The 18,055-nt window shown below is 55.5% G+C and carries 12 protein-coding genes; 2 read left to right on the top strand and 10 right to left on the bottom strand.

The genetic code is table 11. The annotated features are described in order from the left end of the window. Positions 1-90: 90 nt before the first annotated feature. The 10 genes from MUN86_RS08240 to MUN86_RS08195 form a co-directional block, all read right to left on the bottom strand. Positions 91-1,494, bottom strand: coding sequence for a helix-turn-helix domain-containing protein (locus MUN86_RS08240; protein ID WP_245124000.1), 1,404 nt, complete (start codon positions 1,492-1,494; stop codon positions 91-93). An 86-nt stretch (positions 1,495-1,580) separates the two neighbouring features. Beyond that, positions 1,581-2,594, bottom strand: a complete 1,014-nt coding sequence (gene aroF, locus MUN86_RS08235; RefSeq protein WP_245123998.1) for a 3-deoxy-7-phosphoheptulonate synthase — start codon at positions 2,592-2,594, stop codon at positions 1,581-1,583. Between the two features lie 247 nt (positions 2,595-2,841). Continuing rightward, positions 2,842-3,624, bottom strand: coding sequence for a tryptophan synthase subunit alpha (trpA, locus tag MUN86_RS08230; RefSeq protein WP_245123996.1), 783 nt, complete (start codon positions 3,622-3,624; stop codon positions 2,842-2,844). A 95-nt stretch (positions 3,625-3,719) separates the two neighbouring features. Further along, complete coding sequence (gene trpB / locus MUN86_RS08225; RefSeq protein ID WP_245125665.1) at positions 3,720-4,919, bottom strand: tryptophan synthase subunit beta; 1,200 nt, start codon at positions 4,917-4,919, stop codon at positions 3,720-3,722. Between the two features lie 105 nt (positions 4,920-5,024). Then, entirely contained in the window at positions 5,025-5,627 is a 603-nt protein-coding gene (locus MUN86_RS08220) for a phosphoribosylanthranilate isomerase (RefSeq protein ID WP_245123995.1), read from the bottom strand. Positions 5,628-5,696: 69 nt separating this feature from the next. Continuing rightward, on the bottom strand, positions 5,697-6,512 hold the full coding sequence (gene trpC, locus MUN86_RS08215) for an indole-3-glycerol phosphate synthase TrpC (protein ID WP_245123993.1): 816 nt from the start codon (positions 6,510-6,512) through the stop codon (positions 5,697-5,699). 127 nt (positions 6,513-6,639) lie between these two features. After that, complete coding sequence (trpD, locus tag MUN86_RS08210) at positions 6,640-7,653, bottom strand: anthranilate phosphoribosyltransferase (protein ID WP_245123991.1); 1,014 nt, start codon at positions 7,651-7,653, stop codon at positions 6,640-6,642. Positions 7,654-7,750: 97 nt separating this feature from the next. Continuing rightward, positions 7,751-8,317 (bottom strand): anthranilate synthase component II, encoded by a 567-nt coding sequence (locus tag MUN86_RS08205; RefSeq protein WP_245123989.1) that lies wholly within the window; start codon positions 8,315-8,317, stop codon positions 7,751-7,753. 142 nt (positions 8,318-8,459) lie between these two features. Further along, the gene (locus tag MUN86_RS08200) at positions 8,460-9,875 is read right to left on the bottom strand and encodes an anthranilate synthase component I family protein (RefSeq protein WP_245123988.1); all 1,416 of its coding nucleotides are present in this window, start codon (positions 9,873-9,875) and stop codon (positions 8,460-8,462) included. Positions 9,876-10,246: 371 nt separating this feature from the next. Next, positions 10,247-11,662, bottom strand: coding sequence for an alpha/beta hydrolase-fold protein (locus tag MUN86_RS08195; RefSeq protein WP_245123986.1), 1,416 nt, complete (start codon positions 11,660-11,662; stop codon positions 10,247-10,249). Between the two features lie 256 nt (positions 11,663-11,918). On the opposite strand from MUN86_RS08195, the gene MUN86_RS08190 reads away from it, so the two are divergent. Beyond that, positions 11,919-14,510 (top strand): cellulase family glycosylhydrolase, encoded by a 2,592-nt coding sequence (locus MUN86_RS08190; RefSeq protein WP_245123984.1) that lies wholly within the window; start codon positions 11,919-11,921, stop codon positions 14,508-14,510. A gap of 6 nt (positions 14,511-14,516) precedes the next feature. After that, positions 14,517-16,916: a glycoside hydrolase family 2 protein gene (locus MUN86_RS08185; RefSeq protein WP_245123983.1), complete on the top strand. Its 2,400-nt coding sequence runs from the start codon at positions 14,517-14,519 to the stop codon at positions 16,914-16,916. Positions 16,917-18,055: the final 1,139 nt, after the last annotated feature.

The raw sequence follows: 18,055 nt of genomic DNA, 5'->3' as shown, positions 1-18,055 counted from the left end.
GTGGATGGAAGGGGTTAGTGAAATGATGCTCCAAAGGAACACCCCACTCCTGCCCCAAGCGCCCCGAATTACCTTCCGGGACGTCCCAACTTATAGATTGAGACCAGCTGCTACCTCACTAGGGGTGGCGCCGCGCAGCTTTTTGAACACCCGATTGAAGGTAGATTTGGAATTGAACCCCGATTCTAGGGCCACCGCGAGCAACGTGTAGTGCCGGAACTTCGGGTCGCGCAAACGGCGCTCGGCTTCCTGCACACGGTACTCGTTCACGTAGTCGTTGAAATTTTGCCCGAAGCCCGTATTGATGACCCGCGACAACACTGACGTATTAGTACCCAGACGCACCGCTAGTTCTGGCAAAGTCAGTTCCGGGGCTAGGTAAGGCCGGTCCGTGACCATGAGGTTGGTAAGGCGAGTGGCCCACCGGACCAGTTCCGGGTCGGTGGTTTCCGAGACTAGCGCAGGCTTTTTAGCCACCGAAGCCGTAGCTGCAGTTTCAATGACTGATGTGCTGTTGGGAGTGGCCTGTAAAGAAGTGGAGGACCAAGCAACGCCTTCGCTTGAGATGACAGGTACGGCGAGTATCATTTCAGGTGGAAGTCCGGCCAGTGGCATAGCCGGCGTATGCGTAAGCCCTTCCGCTGCCTCGGGAGTGGGTAAGAACTGTAGCGGAGCGGCCAGCCGGTCGTTGGTGAGCAAACCGGCAATGCTGAGAAAGTAGATCAGGATGCCCGTGGCGAGGAACTCGTACCACACTTGGTAATAGTCGAGCGACATCACGCTCGCATTTACCACCGAAAACAGAAACGTAATGCCCACCCCGAGCAGCATGACTACCAGCAAATTGCGCAGCCACACAAACCGGATTTGCTCGGTATCGGAGAAGTAGTCGTTGATGTAGCGGCGGTACTGTTGGTACTCGCGCAAGGTTTGCCAGGTATACCACGCCACCGATACGTAGCCGAGCGCCTCCACCCAAAAACTTATGCCTTGCTGCATGGCTGCCAACTGGCCTTTGGTGCCGAAATGATACGGAAACGGCAGCCCGCGCACCCCATGCTCCCACCCGACATCCACTACAAAAGCAGCAGCCCGCCACCCCAAATACAGTAGCGCCGGCGCAAAATGCAGCAACTCCCCTCGTCCAAACCGAAACTCCTGGTTAGTGAGGCTACGGAAATAAAAGTAAAGCGTGGGCCCCAACGCCAGCCAATTCCCAAACGGGAAGTAGAACATGAACGTCGACAGCGCGTTGTGGGCGTCGTACCAGCCGCCAAACCCGAGCATCCACTGCGCCAACCGAATGGAGTGCAGCATGAGCAGCAAGGCCAGCCACCCATCCGAAGTGGTTCCGTGCCGTCGGCCGCGCGTCAGCAGCACCACGCTCACCACTACCCCTTGCAAAAAGAAGGGCAGCAGCAAGCTACTGTAGGCGCTGAAAGTAAAGGTCATGGCGAGTTGTCCGGTATCGATGGTGATTACGCTAGCCGGCAACTAGTCAACTTCAAAGCTGAACAGCCGGCTAGCTAGCGGAATACCAACCACCAATAACGAAAAACAAACAACCAAAAACGAGTTGCCTACTCTAGTTCCTGCCGCAGCGCGTACACCTTGCGCAGGTTGCGAATCAGGCGGCCTGACTCCTCGAAGTTCAAGGTTTGGGCTCCGTCGGAAGCAGCTTCTTCGGGCTTTTCGTGGGCCTCGTAGATGATACCATCGGCACCGGCCATTACGCCGGCTAGCGCCATTGTGGGCACATACTCCCGAATGCCAATGCCGTGCGAAGGATCCACGATGACAGGCAAGTGCGTTTTCTCTTTCAGAATAGGCACGGCGTTCAAATCAAGGGTGTTGCGGCTGGCCGTTTCAAAGGTCCGAATGCCCCGCTCGCACAAGATCAACTTCTCGTTGCCACCCGAAAACACGTACTCTGCCGACGAGAGTAGTTCTTCCAGCGTGCCCGAGATACCGCGCTTGATCATCACTGGCTTATCGACGCCACCCAAGGCATCGAGCAAATTGAAGTTCTGCGTGTTACGGGCGCCTACCTGAAACACGTCCACGTAGTCGTGCATCTCTTCTACCTGCGACACCTGCATCACTTCGGTTATGATTTTAATGCCGCGGGTCCGGGCCATCTGGTGGAATAGTTTCAACCCATCCATGCCCAAACCGCGAAACGAGTACGGCGACGAACGAGGCTTGAACACGCCCCCGCGCATAATGCGCACGTCGTTGTCGATGAGGTGCTGCATCATCAGCTCCATCTGCGGCTCGCTCTCGATGCTGCATGGTCCGGCGGCCAACGTCAGGCTGCCTTCCCCAATGCGCACCCCGTCGCCGAGGTCGAGCACCGTGGGGCGCACGCGCCACTTGCGGCTCACCAGCTTATAATCATCTGACACCCGATGAATGTCAAGGATACCCGGCAGTTGGCCGATGGTGCGCAAATCGAAATCTGCCTTACCGATGGCCACGAGGTAGTGCGCCCGCTGCGTGGTTACGTCCGTCGCTTTGTACTTGACAGCCTTAATTTGCGCCAGAATATCCGCCTTCGCGGCTTCGGTGATGTGAGGGTCGAGTTGAATTATCACTGACTTATTCTTTTAAATACTGTCTTACTGAACCTGCCGAAGCATTTGTGGCGCTGACATTAGAGTAGTATTGTCATGCTGAGCGCAGCCAAAGCATCTCGCTCGACTCGTTGAGTTAGCATGACAACGTCAGCACGCGAGATGCTTCGGCTCCGCTCAGCATGACTCACATAGTTTGGCAGCGTCAGCTTGCGAGGCTTTGATTTTAATGTACGTCGATCAAACGGTGCCCTTATTGACGCTCTCTTTAATTAAGAACGGAGGAAACAAACTTGGCGGCAGCCGCCGGTGCATCATCGGTACCATCCAGCGCCTTAATCAGAGCCGAGCCAATGATGGCTCCTTCGGCGTACTGGCAAGCGTGCTGAAACGACGCTTTATCGGCAATGCCGAAACCGATGAGGCGCGGATTTCGCAGCTGCATGTCCTCGATGCGCTGGAAATATGCATCCTGCACGCCTTCGGCCTGCGTGTTAGCGCCGCCCGTGGTTCCCGGCCCAGAAACGAGGTACAGAAACGAATCCGTTAGTTCATCGATGCGACGGATGCGGGAAGGAGCCGTTTGGGGCGTAATCAGAAACACTGGCTTCAGGTTGTAACGCCGGAAGATTTCCTGATACTCAGCCACGTAATCGTCGAGCGGCAAGTCGGGCAGGATAACGCCATCGACGCCCGCAGCGGCAGCTTCGCGGCAGAAGTTTTCCACCCCGAATTGCATCACCGGGTTCAGGTAACCCATCAGCAAAATCGGCGTTTCGGGCACCTCATTGCGGATGTCTTTGAGCTGCGTGAACAGCACCCGCATGTTCATACCGTTTTGCAACGCCACAGTGCTGCTCTGCTGAATCACGGGACCGTCGGCGAGGGGGTCAGAAAACGGCATCCCAATTTCGATGAGGTCGGCACCGGCAGTGGTCAGGGCTTTGAGCACCGGCACTGTGTCGTGCAGACGTGGATAGCCCGCCGTGAAGTACACATTGAGCAGCTTCTTGCCCTGCTTTTGGAAAGCTTGTTGGATTCGGTTGTTCATTATCGGGTTTCCGCGGCTGGCGCGAAGGGTTACACTAAGGGCGCGGAGGTTCCTTGGCTTTCGCACAACCTTCCGCGCCCTCGGCGGGCGAATCGTTACTTAATAGTATCAGCGTACTTCATGTAGGTTTCCAGGTCCTTGTCGCCGCGGCCGGAAAGGTTGATGACGACCACATCATCGGGACCGGCGCCTAGCTGACCGAGCGCAGCCAGTGCGTGGGCAGTTTCCAGAGCCGGAATAATGCCCTCCAAGCGGCTGCATTCGGCTACTGCCCGCAAAGCTGGTTCGTCTTCAATGGAAATGAATCGCGCCCGGCCTTCCGCCGCCAGATACGCGTGCAGCGGTCCAATACCCGGATAGTCCAGACCCGCTGACAACGAATACGGCTCGGTAATTTGGCCATCCTCATCTTGCATAAGCAGCGTGCGCGAGCCGTGAATGATACCTGGTTTGCCTAACACCGACGTAGCCGCCGAATGACCCGAGGTAATGCCGTGCCCGGCCGCTTCTACCGCAATCAGTTGCACCGAAGGCTCATCGAGGAAGTGATAAAACGCACCGGCCGCGTTGGAACCGCCGCCCACGCAAGCCACCACATATTGCGGCAACTCCGAACCCGTCTTTTCCAGCAACTGCTTGCGCATTTCCTCGCTGATAATAGCTTGCAAGCGCGCTACCAAATCCGGATAAGGGTGTGGGCCTACCACCGAGCCAATGATATAGTGGGTATCAACGGGGTTAGAAATCCAGTCGCGGATGGCTTCGTTGGTGGCGTCTTTGAGGGTTTGGCTACCGCTGGTAGCGGGGCGAACCTCGGCGCCGAGCAAGCGCATTCGCTCCACATTGGGGCGCTGACGTTCCATGTCCACCGAGCCCATATACACGATACACTCCATGCCCATCAGCGCGCACACGGTGGCCGTGGCTACACCGTGCTGCCCGGCGCCCGTTTCGGCAATGATGCGCGTTTTGCCGAGGCGCTGCGCTAGCAGAATTTGCCCCACCGTGTTGTTGACCTTGTGGGCGCCGGTGTGGCAAAGGTCTTCCCGCTTCAGAAAGATGCGCGTGTTATACTTCTTCGACAGCCGCTTGGCCTCGAATAGCGGTGTGGGCCGCCCTACAAAGTCGCGGAGGAGCTGCTGGTACTCGCGCTGAAACTCCGGGTCGGCGAGGATGGTAAGGTAGTTGTCGCGCAACTCTTCCACGTTGGGATAAAGCATTTCGGGGATGAAAGCGCCCCCGAATTGGCCGTAGTAGCCGCGGGCAGTGGGTTCTTTATAGGTTGTAGGAGTCATGGCTCGTAGGGTTTCGCTGTGGGTGACGCAGGAGGCAGCAGAGTCGTTCAAGGGATTGCGCAAAACATTGCGGCATTCCATCTTGAATCAGTGCATGCCGCTTGGTCAGGTTCGTAGTTCAGTAAATAGTTGCCGCAGCATTTCAACGTCTTTCAAACCCGGTTCAATCTCGAAGCGGCTATTCAGGTCCAGTGCAAACAAGCCCGGAAGGCGCAAGTTCCGCAGTGCATCGGCTTGCTCTAAACTGAGGCCGCCAGCCAGGAAATAAGGCACCGGCAAGTTGTAGGCAGTTAGCAAGTTCCAATCGAAGGCAGTACCGTTGCCGCCCGGCTGGCTGCCTTTCGTGTCGAAAAGAAAGTAGTCTACGCTACTCACGTAAGGCTGCAGTACATAGAAGTTGAACTCCTCTCCTACCGAAAACGCCTTGATAACCGGTACGCCTGCGGCTCTAATAGCCGCGCATTGCGCCGGCGTTTCGTGACCGTGCAACTGCACCAAATCCAGCCCTAGCTCCGCTACGCGCGCCAGCACCGCGTCCTCACTTTCATCCACGAACACCCCCACCTTGCGAATCTCGGTTGGCAACGCCGCTAGCTCTGTTTCGCTGAGCTGCGTGCCCACGTACCGGCTGGACTTTGGGTAGAAGATGAACCCCAAAAAGTCCGGCCGCAAGGCGGCAACAGCGGCCAGATTTTCTGACTGCCGCATGCCGCAAACTTTCAAATAAGGCGCTGTTGGGGTCATGGTTAGAAGAGAGTGCGACGGCACGAATCAGCCTTAGAGCAAGGTTACAGCTTCGGTGGCACGGAGCTGCTGAACCAGGGCAGCACAGGCTTTTTCGGGGCGGCCGTGGCGCATAAAGGTTTCGCCGATAAGGAACCCCCGGTACCCAACGGCACGCAAGGCTTCGATGTCGGCTGCTGAGCTTAGTCCGCTTTCCGTCACTTTCACGTAGTCGTTGGGAATGCGTTGGGCCAGCTCACCGGAAATATCGAGGCTAACGGAGAAGTCGTGAAGGTTGCGGTTATTGACGCCCACCAAGCTCACGGCGTCGGGGTGCAAGGTTTTGTCGAGTTCTTCGGCGTTGTGGATTTCAAGCAACACTTCCAAGCCGAGGCTCTTGGCGAAACGGCCCAAACGTAGCACTTCCTCACCCGTCAGCACGGCTGCAATCAGCAGTACAGCGTCGGCACCAATGCTTTTCGCTTCTAGAATCTGGTACTCATCCACCACGAAATCCTTGCGCAGAATAGGGCAGAAATTGTAACGCCGGGCCACAGTCAAATCCTCGTTCTTGCCTCCAAAAAACTCTGTATCGGTGAGCACCGACAGGGCCGAGGCCCCCGCTTGCATGTAGCCCAACGTGGTCCGCTCCACTGGCGCGTGGGCATTAATCACGCCCTTGCTCGGCGACTTACGCTTGAACTCGGCGATGATGCCGCTCAAGTCGTCGCGCAGCAGATAGTGCCGCAAGCTCAGCGGCTGCGAATCCATGTAGAGGCTCTTTTCCAGCAGTTTCACGGGCACTAGCGCTTGGCGGTCAATTACCTCTTGGCGCTTATGCGTGATGATTTTATCGAGGATGGTCGGCATTTCAGTAGCGTGAGCTTTCAGCTCGCGGCGGTTTAGATGTGGCGCGAAAGTGGTGATGCTTCGCGCTTTGTTGAAGGGTAAAGGTTATTAAGTCAACCGTTAACTCCACGGCTGTCGTTTCGGGTTCTTACACAGCTACAGCTTTGCTGTGCGTGGCCGCTAGCAGTTCCCGCAACGCCAATCGCGCCCGCCCGGAGTCCAACGACTCTTGCGCAGCGGCCAAAGCTTCGCCGAGGCTGAAGCTTGGTTCCAGGCAGCGAATGGCCAGGGCGGCATTGGCCGTCACGACGTCGCGCTGAGGCCGGGTGGCGTTGCCTTCTAATACATTTAGGAAGAGCTTGGCTGATTCCGCCGCGTTGCGGCCGCCCGCTAGCTCGGCGGGCATGGTGCTGGCCAGGTTAAAATCGGCGGCCGACACCATTTGCTCGCCTGTGCTAGTGGCTAGTTTGGCGGCGCCAGTGAGGGACAACTCGTCATAGCCATCCAGCGCATGCACTACAGTGTAGCACGCATCGGTTTGTTGCAGCAAGTAGTGGTAGAGGCGCAACAGTTCTAGGCTAAACGTGCCAGCTACTTGGTAGCGCGGCCGGGCCGGGTTTACGAGTGGACCCAAAATATTGAAGAACGTGCGCACGCCCAACTCGCGTCGCACTGGTCCGGCATGGCGCATGGCCGGGTGAAACGAGGGCGCGTGTAGAAAGCAGATATTGGCTTGCTCCAACTGCCGCTTCAGCACGTCGTTGCTTACTGCAAAGTCAACCCCGAGCTGCGCTAGCACATCCGACGAGCCGCACACCGACGATACGCCGATGTTGCCGTGCTTGGTAACCTTGTAGCCCGCACCCGCTACCACAAAGCAAGCCAATGTACTAATGTTGAGCGTGTCTTTGCCGTCGCCGCCGGTACCTACTATATCTACGGTGTCGTGGGTGCCTAGGTCCGGGTCGCGGCTTAGGCTGAGCAGCGCTTCGCGGAAGCCGGCTAGCTCGGGCACGGAAATGGGGCGCATCCGGTACACGGCCATGAAGGCCGCCATTTCCGCCGGATTGGCCTCGCCCTGCCCGATGTGCAACATGGCCTGCCGCGCCTCGGCGTGGGAAAGCAGTTGCTGGTCGAAAAGGATGTTGAGAAGGTGTTTCATTCTGTAACGCCAAGTAGACGTTTGCCGAGTCGATAAACAATAAGACAAGTAACCTCAGCAGGCCGCACCACTATCGGGCCGATGCTGGTGCTTAGCGCTAGGCCAGCCAGTTGCGTAGCATCTGGTGGCCGTGCTCCGTCAGAATGGATTCGGGGTGAAATTGCACGCCGCGCACGTCGTAGTCGCGGTGGCGGAAGGCTAGCACCTGGCCTTCGGCATCGAGGGCGGTTACTTCCAGCTCGGTTGGCACCGACTCGGGGCGCACGCTCCACGAGTGGTAGCGCCCTACTTGAAACTGCGTGGGCAGTCCGTCAAACAACTTATCGTCGGCTGTCACTTCGGCCTTGGTGGCAATACCGTGCAGCACTTCCGGCATATTATATAGCTCGCCGCCGAAGCTTTCTGCCAATCCCTGGTGCCCGAGGCAGACGCCCAAAATCTTCTTAGTAGGCGCGTAGCGACGGATAATTTCCGGCATGAGGCCGGCTTCCGAAGGCAAACCAGGACCCGGCGAAAGCAGCACGGCGTCATATTCTTCTACATCGTCTACGGCTAGTTTATCGTTGCGAATAACCGTAGTGGCTTCACCGTGGCCCAACTCCCGCAACACTTGCACGAGGTTGTAGGTGAAGGAATCGTAGTTGTCGAGAACCAGGATTTTCATATTGCTAGGCGGGATTTAGAAGGATGGGGAACTTGAGAACGTAGGGTCTATAATTTTGTCAAGAGGTTGCAGCTGGTGCTTGGTTCCGCTGGGCAGGTGCAGCTTCTTGGCTTTAACTGGAATACTATTTATAGTCAACGGCTTAAACAGCCTCGGCTTCTTTCAGAGCCTTGCGGAGTGCCGCTAGTTTGTGGTGCACTTCGTTGAGTTCTGAGTTGATATCGGAAGCGGCTACCACGCCGGCACCCGCCTGGAAGTACAGCTGACCCGCCGTGCTCAGGAAAGAGCGAATCATGATGGCGTGGTTGAAGTCGCCGTTGAAGCCGAGGTAGCCGATGGCGCCGCCGTAGTAGCCACGGGCTGTGGGCTCCAAGCCATCGATGAGCTGCATGGCGCGGTGCTTGGGTGCCCCGGAGAGCGTGCCCGCCGGGAAGGTATCGGCCACTACTTGCAGCGGGCTAGCACCTGGGCTTAGCGTGGCGTTTACTTCGCTGACCAAGTGAATGACGTGCGAGTAGAACTGGATTTCGCGGAAGGTCTTCACCCGCACGTTGTCGCCGTGGCGGGCGAGGTCGTTGCGGGCCAGGTCAACAAGCATGGTGTGCTCGGCGTTTTCCTTGGGGTCGTCGGCGAGCTTTTGGGCCAGAGCTGCATCCTCGGCGTCGTGGCCGGTGCGGCGGAAGGTGCCCGCAATTGGAAACAGGCTGGCTTCCCGCCCTTTAATAAGGAGTTGCGTTTCGGGCGACGACCCGAAGATTTTGAAGTTACCGTAGTCGAAATAGAACAGGTACGGCGACGGGTTGATGGAACGCAGCGCCCGGTACACGTTGAACTCGTCGCCGCTAAATCCTTGCTGAAAGCGGCGCGAAAGCACAATCTGAAACACGTTGCCCTGGTGGCAATGTTGACGGCCAGCGGCCAACACCTTCAGGAATTCCTCATCGGTTTGGTTGGTGCTTTCCTCTCCTACCGTCGAGAATTTGTAATCAGGCAATGAAGGGTTGCGGACCAGATTGACGAGGTGCGTGAGGCCTTCGGGGTCGGTTTCCTCGCCGGCTAGCGTGTGCTCGAACACGTACAGTTCGTTGCGAAAATGGTTGACGGCAATAACGTAGCGGTAAGTGCCGTACATAACACTCGGAATCTGCCCGGCGGCCTGCTTGTCGGTGCGCAAGTTCAAATCCTCGAAGTACTGCACGCCCTCATACCCGATGTAGCCGAACAAGCCGCCCGTAATGAAGTCGTACTCAGTAGGCTCCGTTTGGAAGCAACCAGCGAATTCCTGAAGACGTGTAAGAGCCAGCCGAGGCTCGGTCAAGGTTTCGGTTTCGACGCTGTCGTCGGGAAAAGTTAGCTTCAATTCGTTGCCGCTCAACTCGAAACGGGCCAGGGGGTCGAAGGCGAGGTAGCTGAAGGCGTTTTGCTGGCCGTGGTAATCGGAGCTTTCCAGCAGCAAGCAATTAGGGTACCGGTCGCGCAGACGCAGGTAGAGACCTACGGGGGTTACGGTGTCGGCTAGGACGCGGAGGTGGCGAGTGTGGAGCTGGAACTGTTTCATAAGGGGCGTTGCGAGAGAAGCTGAGCGCCGGGTAATAAAAAAGCCCGGCGGAGCGGCCGGGCTTTCTGTAGAGTCGTTGCGGAGAAGAGTTTCGAGGATCTTAACGCACGCACAGGAGGTCCCGTCCGGAATTTCCGAGAGGCCACCACCAAGCTTGCTGAGTCATTGAAACGGTCATTGCCAAAGAATAAAAGGGCGTTGAGTGGCACAAAGGTAAGGCAGCTTTTTTACCACACAAGCAAAATTCAAGTTTTATGCTGAGATAATGGCAAGAATAGGCGCCGATAGTTACGATAGTGTTAAGACTTGCTTAGAAAACAATCAATTACTAGAAAGCCTGACTGTGCATCTGTTACCTCGCCAGCTAGCAGTTACTGCTTGACTAGCAACTGTGTTCCTTGCTGGTGTTCTGTGGTTAGCCGCAGCACATAGCTTCCCTTGGGCAGTTGGCGCACACTTATTGGCGTATCGGTCTGCACTTGCTGCCTGAGCCTGGTGTTGCCTTTGCTGTCCTCTATTTCCAATATCGGTTTAACCTGCTCATATCGCCAATGCATCACTAGGTTAGTGCCATCCGAATTTAGATAGGCACCGAACGGCAGTGGACTTTCCTTGTCCTTACTGCGTACCAAGGCGCTTAGCTGCCTGTATGCACCGGGAAACTCACGTCGCCAAAACCACTCGGAATGCTGCCCATCTGCGCGCAGATTAAGTTTTAGGTTTGCAGCAGGTACACCGCCTCGCAGCAGTGCGTCGTGCATGGCCTGCATCAAGGGCACCATATTGGAGCCTTCGGTAGTACCACACACGAAGTAGAAGCGTGTATTTGGGTTGGCTGGATGTTGGCGCACGTACTGCATCAACGAATCCTGGGCAAACCAAAAGGCTGGCGAAAACACGCCTACCTTGCTGTACACAGTTGGGTACTTCAGGGCAGCGTAAGTGGAGATAAGGCCGCCCATACTACTGCCTGCAATGCCCGTAAACTCGCGGTTCGAGAGGGTGCGGTAGTGGCTATCGATGTAGGGCTTCAGCGTTTCAACCAGAAAATCAACGTATTGGTCGCCCTGCCCACCGCCAAGCTTGCGGTTGCGCCAGGGAGAAAGTTCGTTTAGTCGCTCTGTGCCGCCATGGTCCACGGCTACTACTATGGAAGCACCAAAGTCAAAACCCTGCTCCTGCAACTGGCTCAGAGTTTCATCGACGCCCCACTCTCCGGCGAAACTGGTGCAGGCGTCGAATACGTTCTGACCGTCGTGCATATAGAGCACAGGGTAACGTCTGGCCGTATCCGTAGCGTAGTTATTAGGCAAATAAATCCAGACGCGGCGTGTGCGCCGGAGCTGTGGCATTTCAAACGCAGTGCTGATTACCTGCACGTTGGGTTGTAACGCCGTACTTTGGCAGGGTTTGCTGCTGCCCCCGAAGTCCTTCCAGTTTAACACTTGCAAGTTCACGGTAGCAGGACCTTTATTGATGGTGTAGCGGCGGTTGGCTACGTCGTTGTTTTGCGCGTCGGTTTCCGAGGAAGTCCAGGCCCCACGGGTAATTTTAAATTCCACAGGTCCCGTTACGGTAGTCGGCAACGTGAGTTGGTAGCTACCATCGGCGTTGCGGATGAAAGTATGAGCAGCGCTACCAGGATTCCAGTTGTTGAAAGAGCCTGCTATATACAGCACAGCATTGGCGGGCGTGGTGGCGGGCACACGCGTAAGACGAAACGTAGTTTGGGCTAACATAGTAGAAGATCCTACCAACAAACCAACCAACAGAAACAGAATACGCATGGATTTAGGCGGGTTAAGAGCCATTAGTTAGGAGGGATACGCGGCTTACCCTACTAGGCGAAAGGTGCTAAACGTCAGCGACATCATAATGCCTTTTTCGCAGGAAGAAGCCAGAGCACTATCTAACGCCCTAATGCAGGTACTAAAGCTCGATACAGTTATAAGCCCAACACAATCGATTGGGCAACCCAATAAACCTATCTACTTTTCGGGCTGCTTAACGAAGCGCGCAAGCCGATCTACTACTTTGCACCTCATGCCCAACCGATTATTTGTCTTCTTTTTCTGTGTTTGGAACATCTTTTTAGCGCAGCCTTTGGTGGCGCAAAAAGCTCCTCGTCAGCCCGGGGGCGACGTGTTTGTAGACAAGCAGGGCGTGCTGCGCTGGCAAAAAGGCAAGAAGGAAGTCGCGTTGTTTGGCGTGAACTACACCACGCCCTTTGCCCACGCCTACCGTGCGCACCAGAAACTAGGCGTATCGCACGAGCAAGCCATTATGCAGGATGTGTACCACTTGTCGCGGCTGGGGGTTGATGCGTTTCGGGTGCACGTGTGGGACGTGGAAATCACGGATACACTCGGCAATCTGCAAGATAATGAGCATTTGAAGCTGCTTGACTTTCTGGTGGCGCAACTCAAGCAGCGCGGCATCAAGATTATTCTAACTCCAATAGCTTACTGGAACAACGGCTACCCCGAACGCGACACGGGTACTGGCTTCTCCAGTATTTTCTCGAAAACACAGGCCTACACCAACCCACAGGCTATCCTGGCGCAGGAGAAGTACCTGACGCAGTTTCTCAACCACCGCAACCCCTACACCAAACAGCTCAATCGGGACGAGCCGGACATCATTGCCTACGAAGTATGCAACGAGCCTCGGTACCGCAAGCCCGAAGCAGAAGTCACGGCCTTCGCCAACCGCATGACCCAAGCCATCCGGGCCACGGGCTGCCGGAAGCCGGTTTTCTACAACGTATCGGAAAACCCGGATGTGTACGAGGCCATCCTGAACGCGAAAGTGGACGGACTAACATTTCAGTGGTACCCGCAAGGTTTGGTAAGCGGCCACGCCCTACGCGGCAACTTCCTGCCTTACGTCGACCAATACCCGATTCCGTTTCGGACGGATAAGCGCTTTACCAGCAAGGCGCGCATGATCTACGAGTTTGAGTCGGCCGACATTATTCAGCCGGTGATGTACCCATTTATGGCGCGCAGCTTTCGGGAAGCAGGTTTTCAGTGGGCCACGCAGTTTGCCTACGACCCCATGGCCATGGCGTTTGCCAATACCGAATACCAGACCCACTACCTGAATCTGGTGTACACGCCGGCCAAGGCGTTGAGCTTGCTGATTGCCTCCAAGGTGTTCCACCGCGTTGGCCGCGGGCAAACGTTCGGCCGTTATCCGCAGGATTCGGTGTTCGATGCTTTCCGGGTTAGCTACCGGCAAGGTCTCAGTGAAATGAACACGCCGGAAGAATTCTACTACACCACTTCCACCACCACGCAGCCCAAACGGGTAGCAAGCTTACAGCACGTGGCAGGAGTGGGTTCCTCGCCGGTGGTGCGCTACGGCGGTACCGGTGCCTACTTCCTCGACCGGCTGGCCGCAGGGGTGTGGCGCCTCGAAATCATGCCCGATGCCGTACCCATCCGCGACCCTTTCGAAAAGGCATCTTTGAGCAAGGCCGTAACGCAGATTCTGTGGAACGAGCAGCCGCTACAGCTTGCGCTACCTGAGTTGGGCAACACCTTCAGTTTGCGTGGTCTCAACGAGGGCAATACAACTCAAGCCCAAGCTACCAACGGCAGCGTCACGGTGCAGCCCGGCGTGTATGTGGTGGCCGCGGCCGGTAAGTCAACTACGCAGTTCACTTCGCAGTCTACCTTCAACTACATCAAGCTAGGCGAGTATGCGGCCCCGGCGCCTACCAAGCTTGGGCCACAAGTGCTGCACACGCCACTCACGCAAGTTTCGGCTGGCCAGCCGGTGCGCATCATGGCTCGCCTTACTGGCGCTACGCCCCAAGACAGTGTGTTCTTGGTGGCTCAGCACTATTACGGCCGCACCCAGACGCTGCCCATGACCACTACGAGCTACGCCACCGTGGAAGCCACCGTACCCGCCGACTTAGCGTATCCAGGTTTGTTGCGCTACTGGATAGTGCTCTGCAAAAAAGAACAGACCCTAACGTTTCCCGGCGGATTCGAGGGCCAGCCCCGAGATTGGGACTACTATCACTCCGAGCATTGGGAAACACTGATCGTTGCGGCTGCTACTCCTCTGCCGCTCTTTCAAGCCAGCCGCGACCAGGACGTAGTGGAAGCCCGCGGCATAGCCAGCACCGCCTGGACCGACTATGTAACGACGCCCACTGGCACCCTCGCCCTACGGCTTGTGCAAGGAGCCGCGCGGCCCAACCAACCGCAATCTACCAAACCAACTGGTCCGGCTGCTGCTCTGCGGGCTTATTTCGGGCATAAGCTTGCCGGCCGGGCCAGTGAACTAACGAGCTTCAAGGAGATAACCGTCAGGGGCAGTGCCAGTGTACCTGGTACTACGGTGAAGGTAGTACTCGCCACCAAGGATGCTGTAGCGTACTCTGCCACCATTCAGCTTGGCTCCGAACTGCAGGAAGTACGGATTCCTCTTTCCGCATTCCGCCCCGATGCCCTGCTGCTCGTGCCACGCCCCTACCCTGGTTTCCTGACTTTGAACTATCAGCCTGCCCAGCAATCAGCCTTGCCGCTCGCGGATATGGAGGTGCTGCAAGTGCTAATCGACACGCCCGCCCCAGCCACCGGCTCCCGTCACCTCGACCTCGAATCTGTTTCTCTGCAATAAAACTATATGCCTGACTTTCCGCTGCTTTCCAAGGTTTTTGCTCGTGTTGGGGGCAGCTTGCTGCTGGCAGGAGCCCTGAGCGAGTGCACCACGCATTCCTCATCCAACATAGCTCCGGCCGTTGATTTCAACCAAGACTGGCAGTTTGTGAAGGACGCAGATACGGCAGTTACCGCGTCCTTTTTCACCAAATCCAACGACACTACGTGGGTGCCCGTTTCGTTGCCGCACACGGCGCAGCTAGAGCCCGTCGTGACCGATAAGAAGCAGTGGCAAGGCATCTGCTTTTACCGCAAGTTTTTTCATGTACCGGCCACCGATTCCAGCAAACAGGTAGCCATTCATTTTGGGGCGGCCATGCACACCGCCGATGTGTATTTGAACGGCAAGCGGCTCGAACGACACATAGGCGGCTATCTGCCCTTCACCGTGGACGTAACGCACCATGTGAAATTCGGGCAGGAGAACTGTTTGCTCGTGAAGCTCAACAACCAAGACAACCCTGAGGTACCGCCGGGCAAACCGCTTAAAGACCTAGACTTCAACTTCTACAGTGGCCTCTACCGCTCGGTAGAGTTGCTCGTACAAGACAGAGTTCATATTTCCGACCCCGTGGAAGCGGGGCACACGGCCGGTGGTGGCATTCTGGTTCACTACGAAAATGTGAGCCCGCAGTCGGCCACGCTGCGGCTGCAAACCGAGGTGGAGAACAAGGACAACCGAGACCAAACGGTGCAGGTGCGGGCTACCCTGCTCGATGAGAAAGGCCAGGAAATCAGTAGAGTGCAAAACGAAGCGGCGGGCATTGCTTCCGGCGCGTTCGAGCGGGTAGACCAGCAGCTTTTGGTTGCGAATCCGCGCCTATGGTCGCCGGAGCAGCCGTATCGTTACCGGCTGGTGGTGGAAGTGCTGCGCGAAGGAACCGTGATTGATCGGCAAGAGCTGCACACCGGCATCCGAACCATCCGCTTTGCCAAAGATGGTTTCTATCTTAACAACCAAAAGGTTCGGCTACGGGGTACCAACCGCCATCAGGAGTATCCTTACCTGTGCTACGCCCTCTCCGACAACGCGCAGTACCGCGACGCTTGGCAGATAAAAGAGGCGGGCTTCAACTTCGTGCGTTGCTCCCACTACCCGCCCTCCCCTGCCTTCCTCGATGCTTGCGACGAACTCGGCATTTTGGTGATGAACTCCATCCCTGGGTGGCAGTTCTTTGGCAACGCAGAGTTTCAGAAAAACAGCCTACAAAACGTGCGCGACATGGTGCGCCGCGACCGTAACCACCCCAGCATTGTGCTCTGGGAATCGTCGTTGAACGAGACTGGGATGAGCAAGCCGTACATGGAGCAAACCCACCAAGCGGTGCATCAGGAACTTCCCTGGAAGGAAGGCGTGTACACATGCGGCTGGATGGACTACGCCTACGACGTGTTCATTCCGGCTCGCCAGCACAGCAAGGCCCCCGACTATTGGAGCAAGTATGCCGGCCAAAAACCACTGCTGCTCTGCGAGTACGGCGACTGGGAGTACTATGCCCAGAATGCTGGCTTCAACCAAACGGCTTACGCCGGTCTGAAAGAGTCGGAGCGGACTTCGCGCCAGCTCCGTGGCCAGGGCGAACGAGCACTGGCCCAACAAGCCCTTAACTTCCAGGAAGCCCACAACGACAACTTCCGCAGCCCAATCGTAGGCGACGCTAACTGGCTGATGTTTGACTACAAGCGCGGCTATGCCCCAGATATCGAATCGTCGGGGGTTGGCGACATTTTTCGTTTGCCCAAATTCGCGTACTACTTCTACCAAAGCCAATATGGCCCAGTAACAACGCCACACGGCTTCGGTAAACCGATGGTATATATTGCCAATTACTGGCAGCCTACCTCCGCCAAACAAGTGGTCGTGTACAGCAACTGCGACGAAGTGGAGCTGCAACTTAACGGCAAACCCGTAGCCCGGCAGCGCCCCGATGCCACTACGTTTTCCAATAAGCTAAAGCATCCGCCTTTCACCTTCACGCTGCCTGCCTTCACTGCTGGTACGCTGCGGGCTGTTGGCTACCACAACGGTAAACCAGCCGCTCAAACTGAACGACGCACTCCGGGCGCACCGCAACGCCTTCAACTCAGCTACGCCCGCCACGGCAGAGACCTAGCAGCCGGCCAGAACGACGCGGTGTTCGTGTATGCGTCGGTGGTGGACGCAAATGGGACCGTCGTACCGGACGCAACCACCCCTGTCAGTTTCAATGTGCAGGGAGCCGAACTCATCGGCGACAACCCAGTGAAGGCAGAAGCCGGCATTGCTACTATCTTACTTCGCGCAGGCGTCAAACCAACAGCTATTCAGATAACGGCCTCAGCTAATAGCTTAAGCAGCAACACCCTGAGCATCAGCAGTAAGTAAGCTTTCAGCGTGAACGAATAAGAGAGGCCATGCTCATTAGCCAGTGTCCTATTACAAGTGACGTGCACCTGAACCAAAACACAACAACTTTCACTGCAATTCGATGTAGCCTACTATGTCCTGTAGGTTTTTGACTCATAGCTACCAGGCAACTACCATCAGTTTTCTTGGAAAGAAACTGCTTACTGGTTTAATTACAATTCGTAGCGTGCAAGCACTGCCTTGCGAAGTTCACGTCGTTTCTTCTACAACGACGTTGACCGCTAGTGCACTTTTTCCCTTAGTGGTCTTAGCTGCTTATCCTTAACAGTTTTCATGTATCAGCAACGGCTGGTATACAGCAGACACTTGGTGTAGCCACACGTTGGGTCCATACTTCCTAGTATAGCATCTAGTCTAGACAGCAAGAATAGTTAAGCGCAGGCTACATTTTATAGTTTCATGAAAGAAATTTACAATAAGATCACAGAATAATAATTGCATTTTTTCTATAAATAAGTTTCTACAAAACTGTGCTACGACCTACGCAATGCAAGACGCAAGTGATTGCAAAGCTGAAATTTTGGCTCCCTTCAGCAATCAAATTTCATAAGTATTTGAAACTGTAACTAGAACTTTGTTCTATTCTACTAGTTGGAAATACTATTTAGGACTTGCGTGTAAAAGATAGTTTTGCAGTCGTTAGCAGTCCATTTATACGATGAATTTGGGTTTCTCTTCTACAACCAAGTCAGCCATCAGGGCTTTATCTGACCAAAGAATCCTCAAGTAGAAATAGTCTTTTATCGAAGAGCACCTTCTTCAAGCGTCTTACTAAATCGATTTAGTAGCACCTCCTTGTCTCGTCATATTTGGGCCCTGAAGGCAACAGTGCTTGGTTTTAGAAGCAGTCTTCATCACGAACAGACCTAGAGCAAATAGATAATGCACAAACACTAGTCTGGTGTGCAAAAGCGAACAGGATAAAGCTTAGCTGTTGTAGTTGGAAGTTCTCGAACCAAAATCAGTTATAGATAATACAAAGGCGAACAGAGCGAAGTTTCGCTGGCGAAATAGATTTATTGCTATTCTTAGGGAGCTTCCGCAAACGTTTTCGATGTCGATTGTAAACATTTAACTTGCGTACTAAATTAATAAGC

Origin of the sequence: Hymenobacter volaticus, from assembly GCF_022921055.1 — a bacterium.
In the GTDB taxonomy this organism is placed as follows: Bacteria; Bacteroidota; Bacteroidia; order Cytophagales; family Hymenobacteraceae; genus Hymenobacter; species Hymenobacter volaticus.
This window is presented reverse-complemented; position numbering and strand designations above follow the sequence as displayed.

What these genes read in the sequence shown, in the direction of transcription:
- trpA (WP_245123996.1), bottom strand. Translation starts at nt 3,624, where the DNA reads ATGAACAACCGAATCCAACAAGCTTTCCAAAAGCAGGGCAAGAAGCTG.
- trpB (WP_245125665.1), bottom strand. Translation starts at nt 4,919, where the DNA reads ATGACTCCTACAACCTATAAAGAACCCACTGCCCGCGGCTACTACGGC.
- MUN86_RS08220 (WP_245123995.1), bottom strand. Translation starts at nt 5,627, where the DNA reads ATGCGGCAGTCAGAAAATCTGGCCGCTGTTGCCGCCTTGCGGCCGGAC.
- trpC (WP_245123993.1), bottom strand. Translation starts at nt 6,512, where the DNA reads ATGCCGACCATCCTCGATAAAATCATCACGCATAAGCGCCAAGAGGTA.
- trpD (WP_245123991.1), bottom strand. Translation starts at nt 7,653, where the DNA reads ATGAAACACCTTCTCAACATCCTTTTCGACCAGCAACTGCTTTCCCAC.
- MUN86_RS08205 (WP_245123989.1), bottom strand. Translation starts at nt 8,317, where the DNA reads ATGAAAATCCTGGTTCTCGACAACTACGATTCCTTCACCTACAACCTC.
- MUN86_RS08200 (WP_245123988.1), bottom strand. Translation starts at nt 9,875, where the DNA reads ATGAAACAGTTCCAGCTCCACACTCGCCACCTCCGCGTCCTAGCCGAC.
- MUN86_RS08195 (WP_245123986.1), bottom strand. Translation starts at nt 11,662, where the DNA reads ATGCGTATTCTGTTTCTGTTGGTTGGTTTGTTGGTAGGATCTTCTACT.
- MUN86_RS08190 (WP_245123984.1), top strand. Translation starts at nt 11,919, where the DNA reads ATGCCCAACCGATTATTTGTCTTCTTTTTCTGTGTTTGGAACATCTTT.
- MUN86_RS08185 (WP_245123983.1), top strand. Translation starts at nt 14,517, where the DNA reads ATGCCTGACTTTCCGCTGCTTTCCAAGGTTTTTGCTCGTGTTGGGGGC.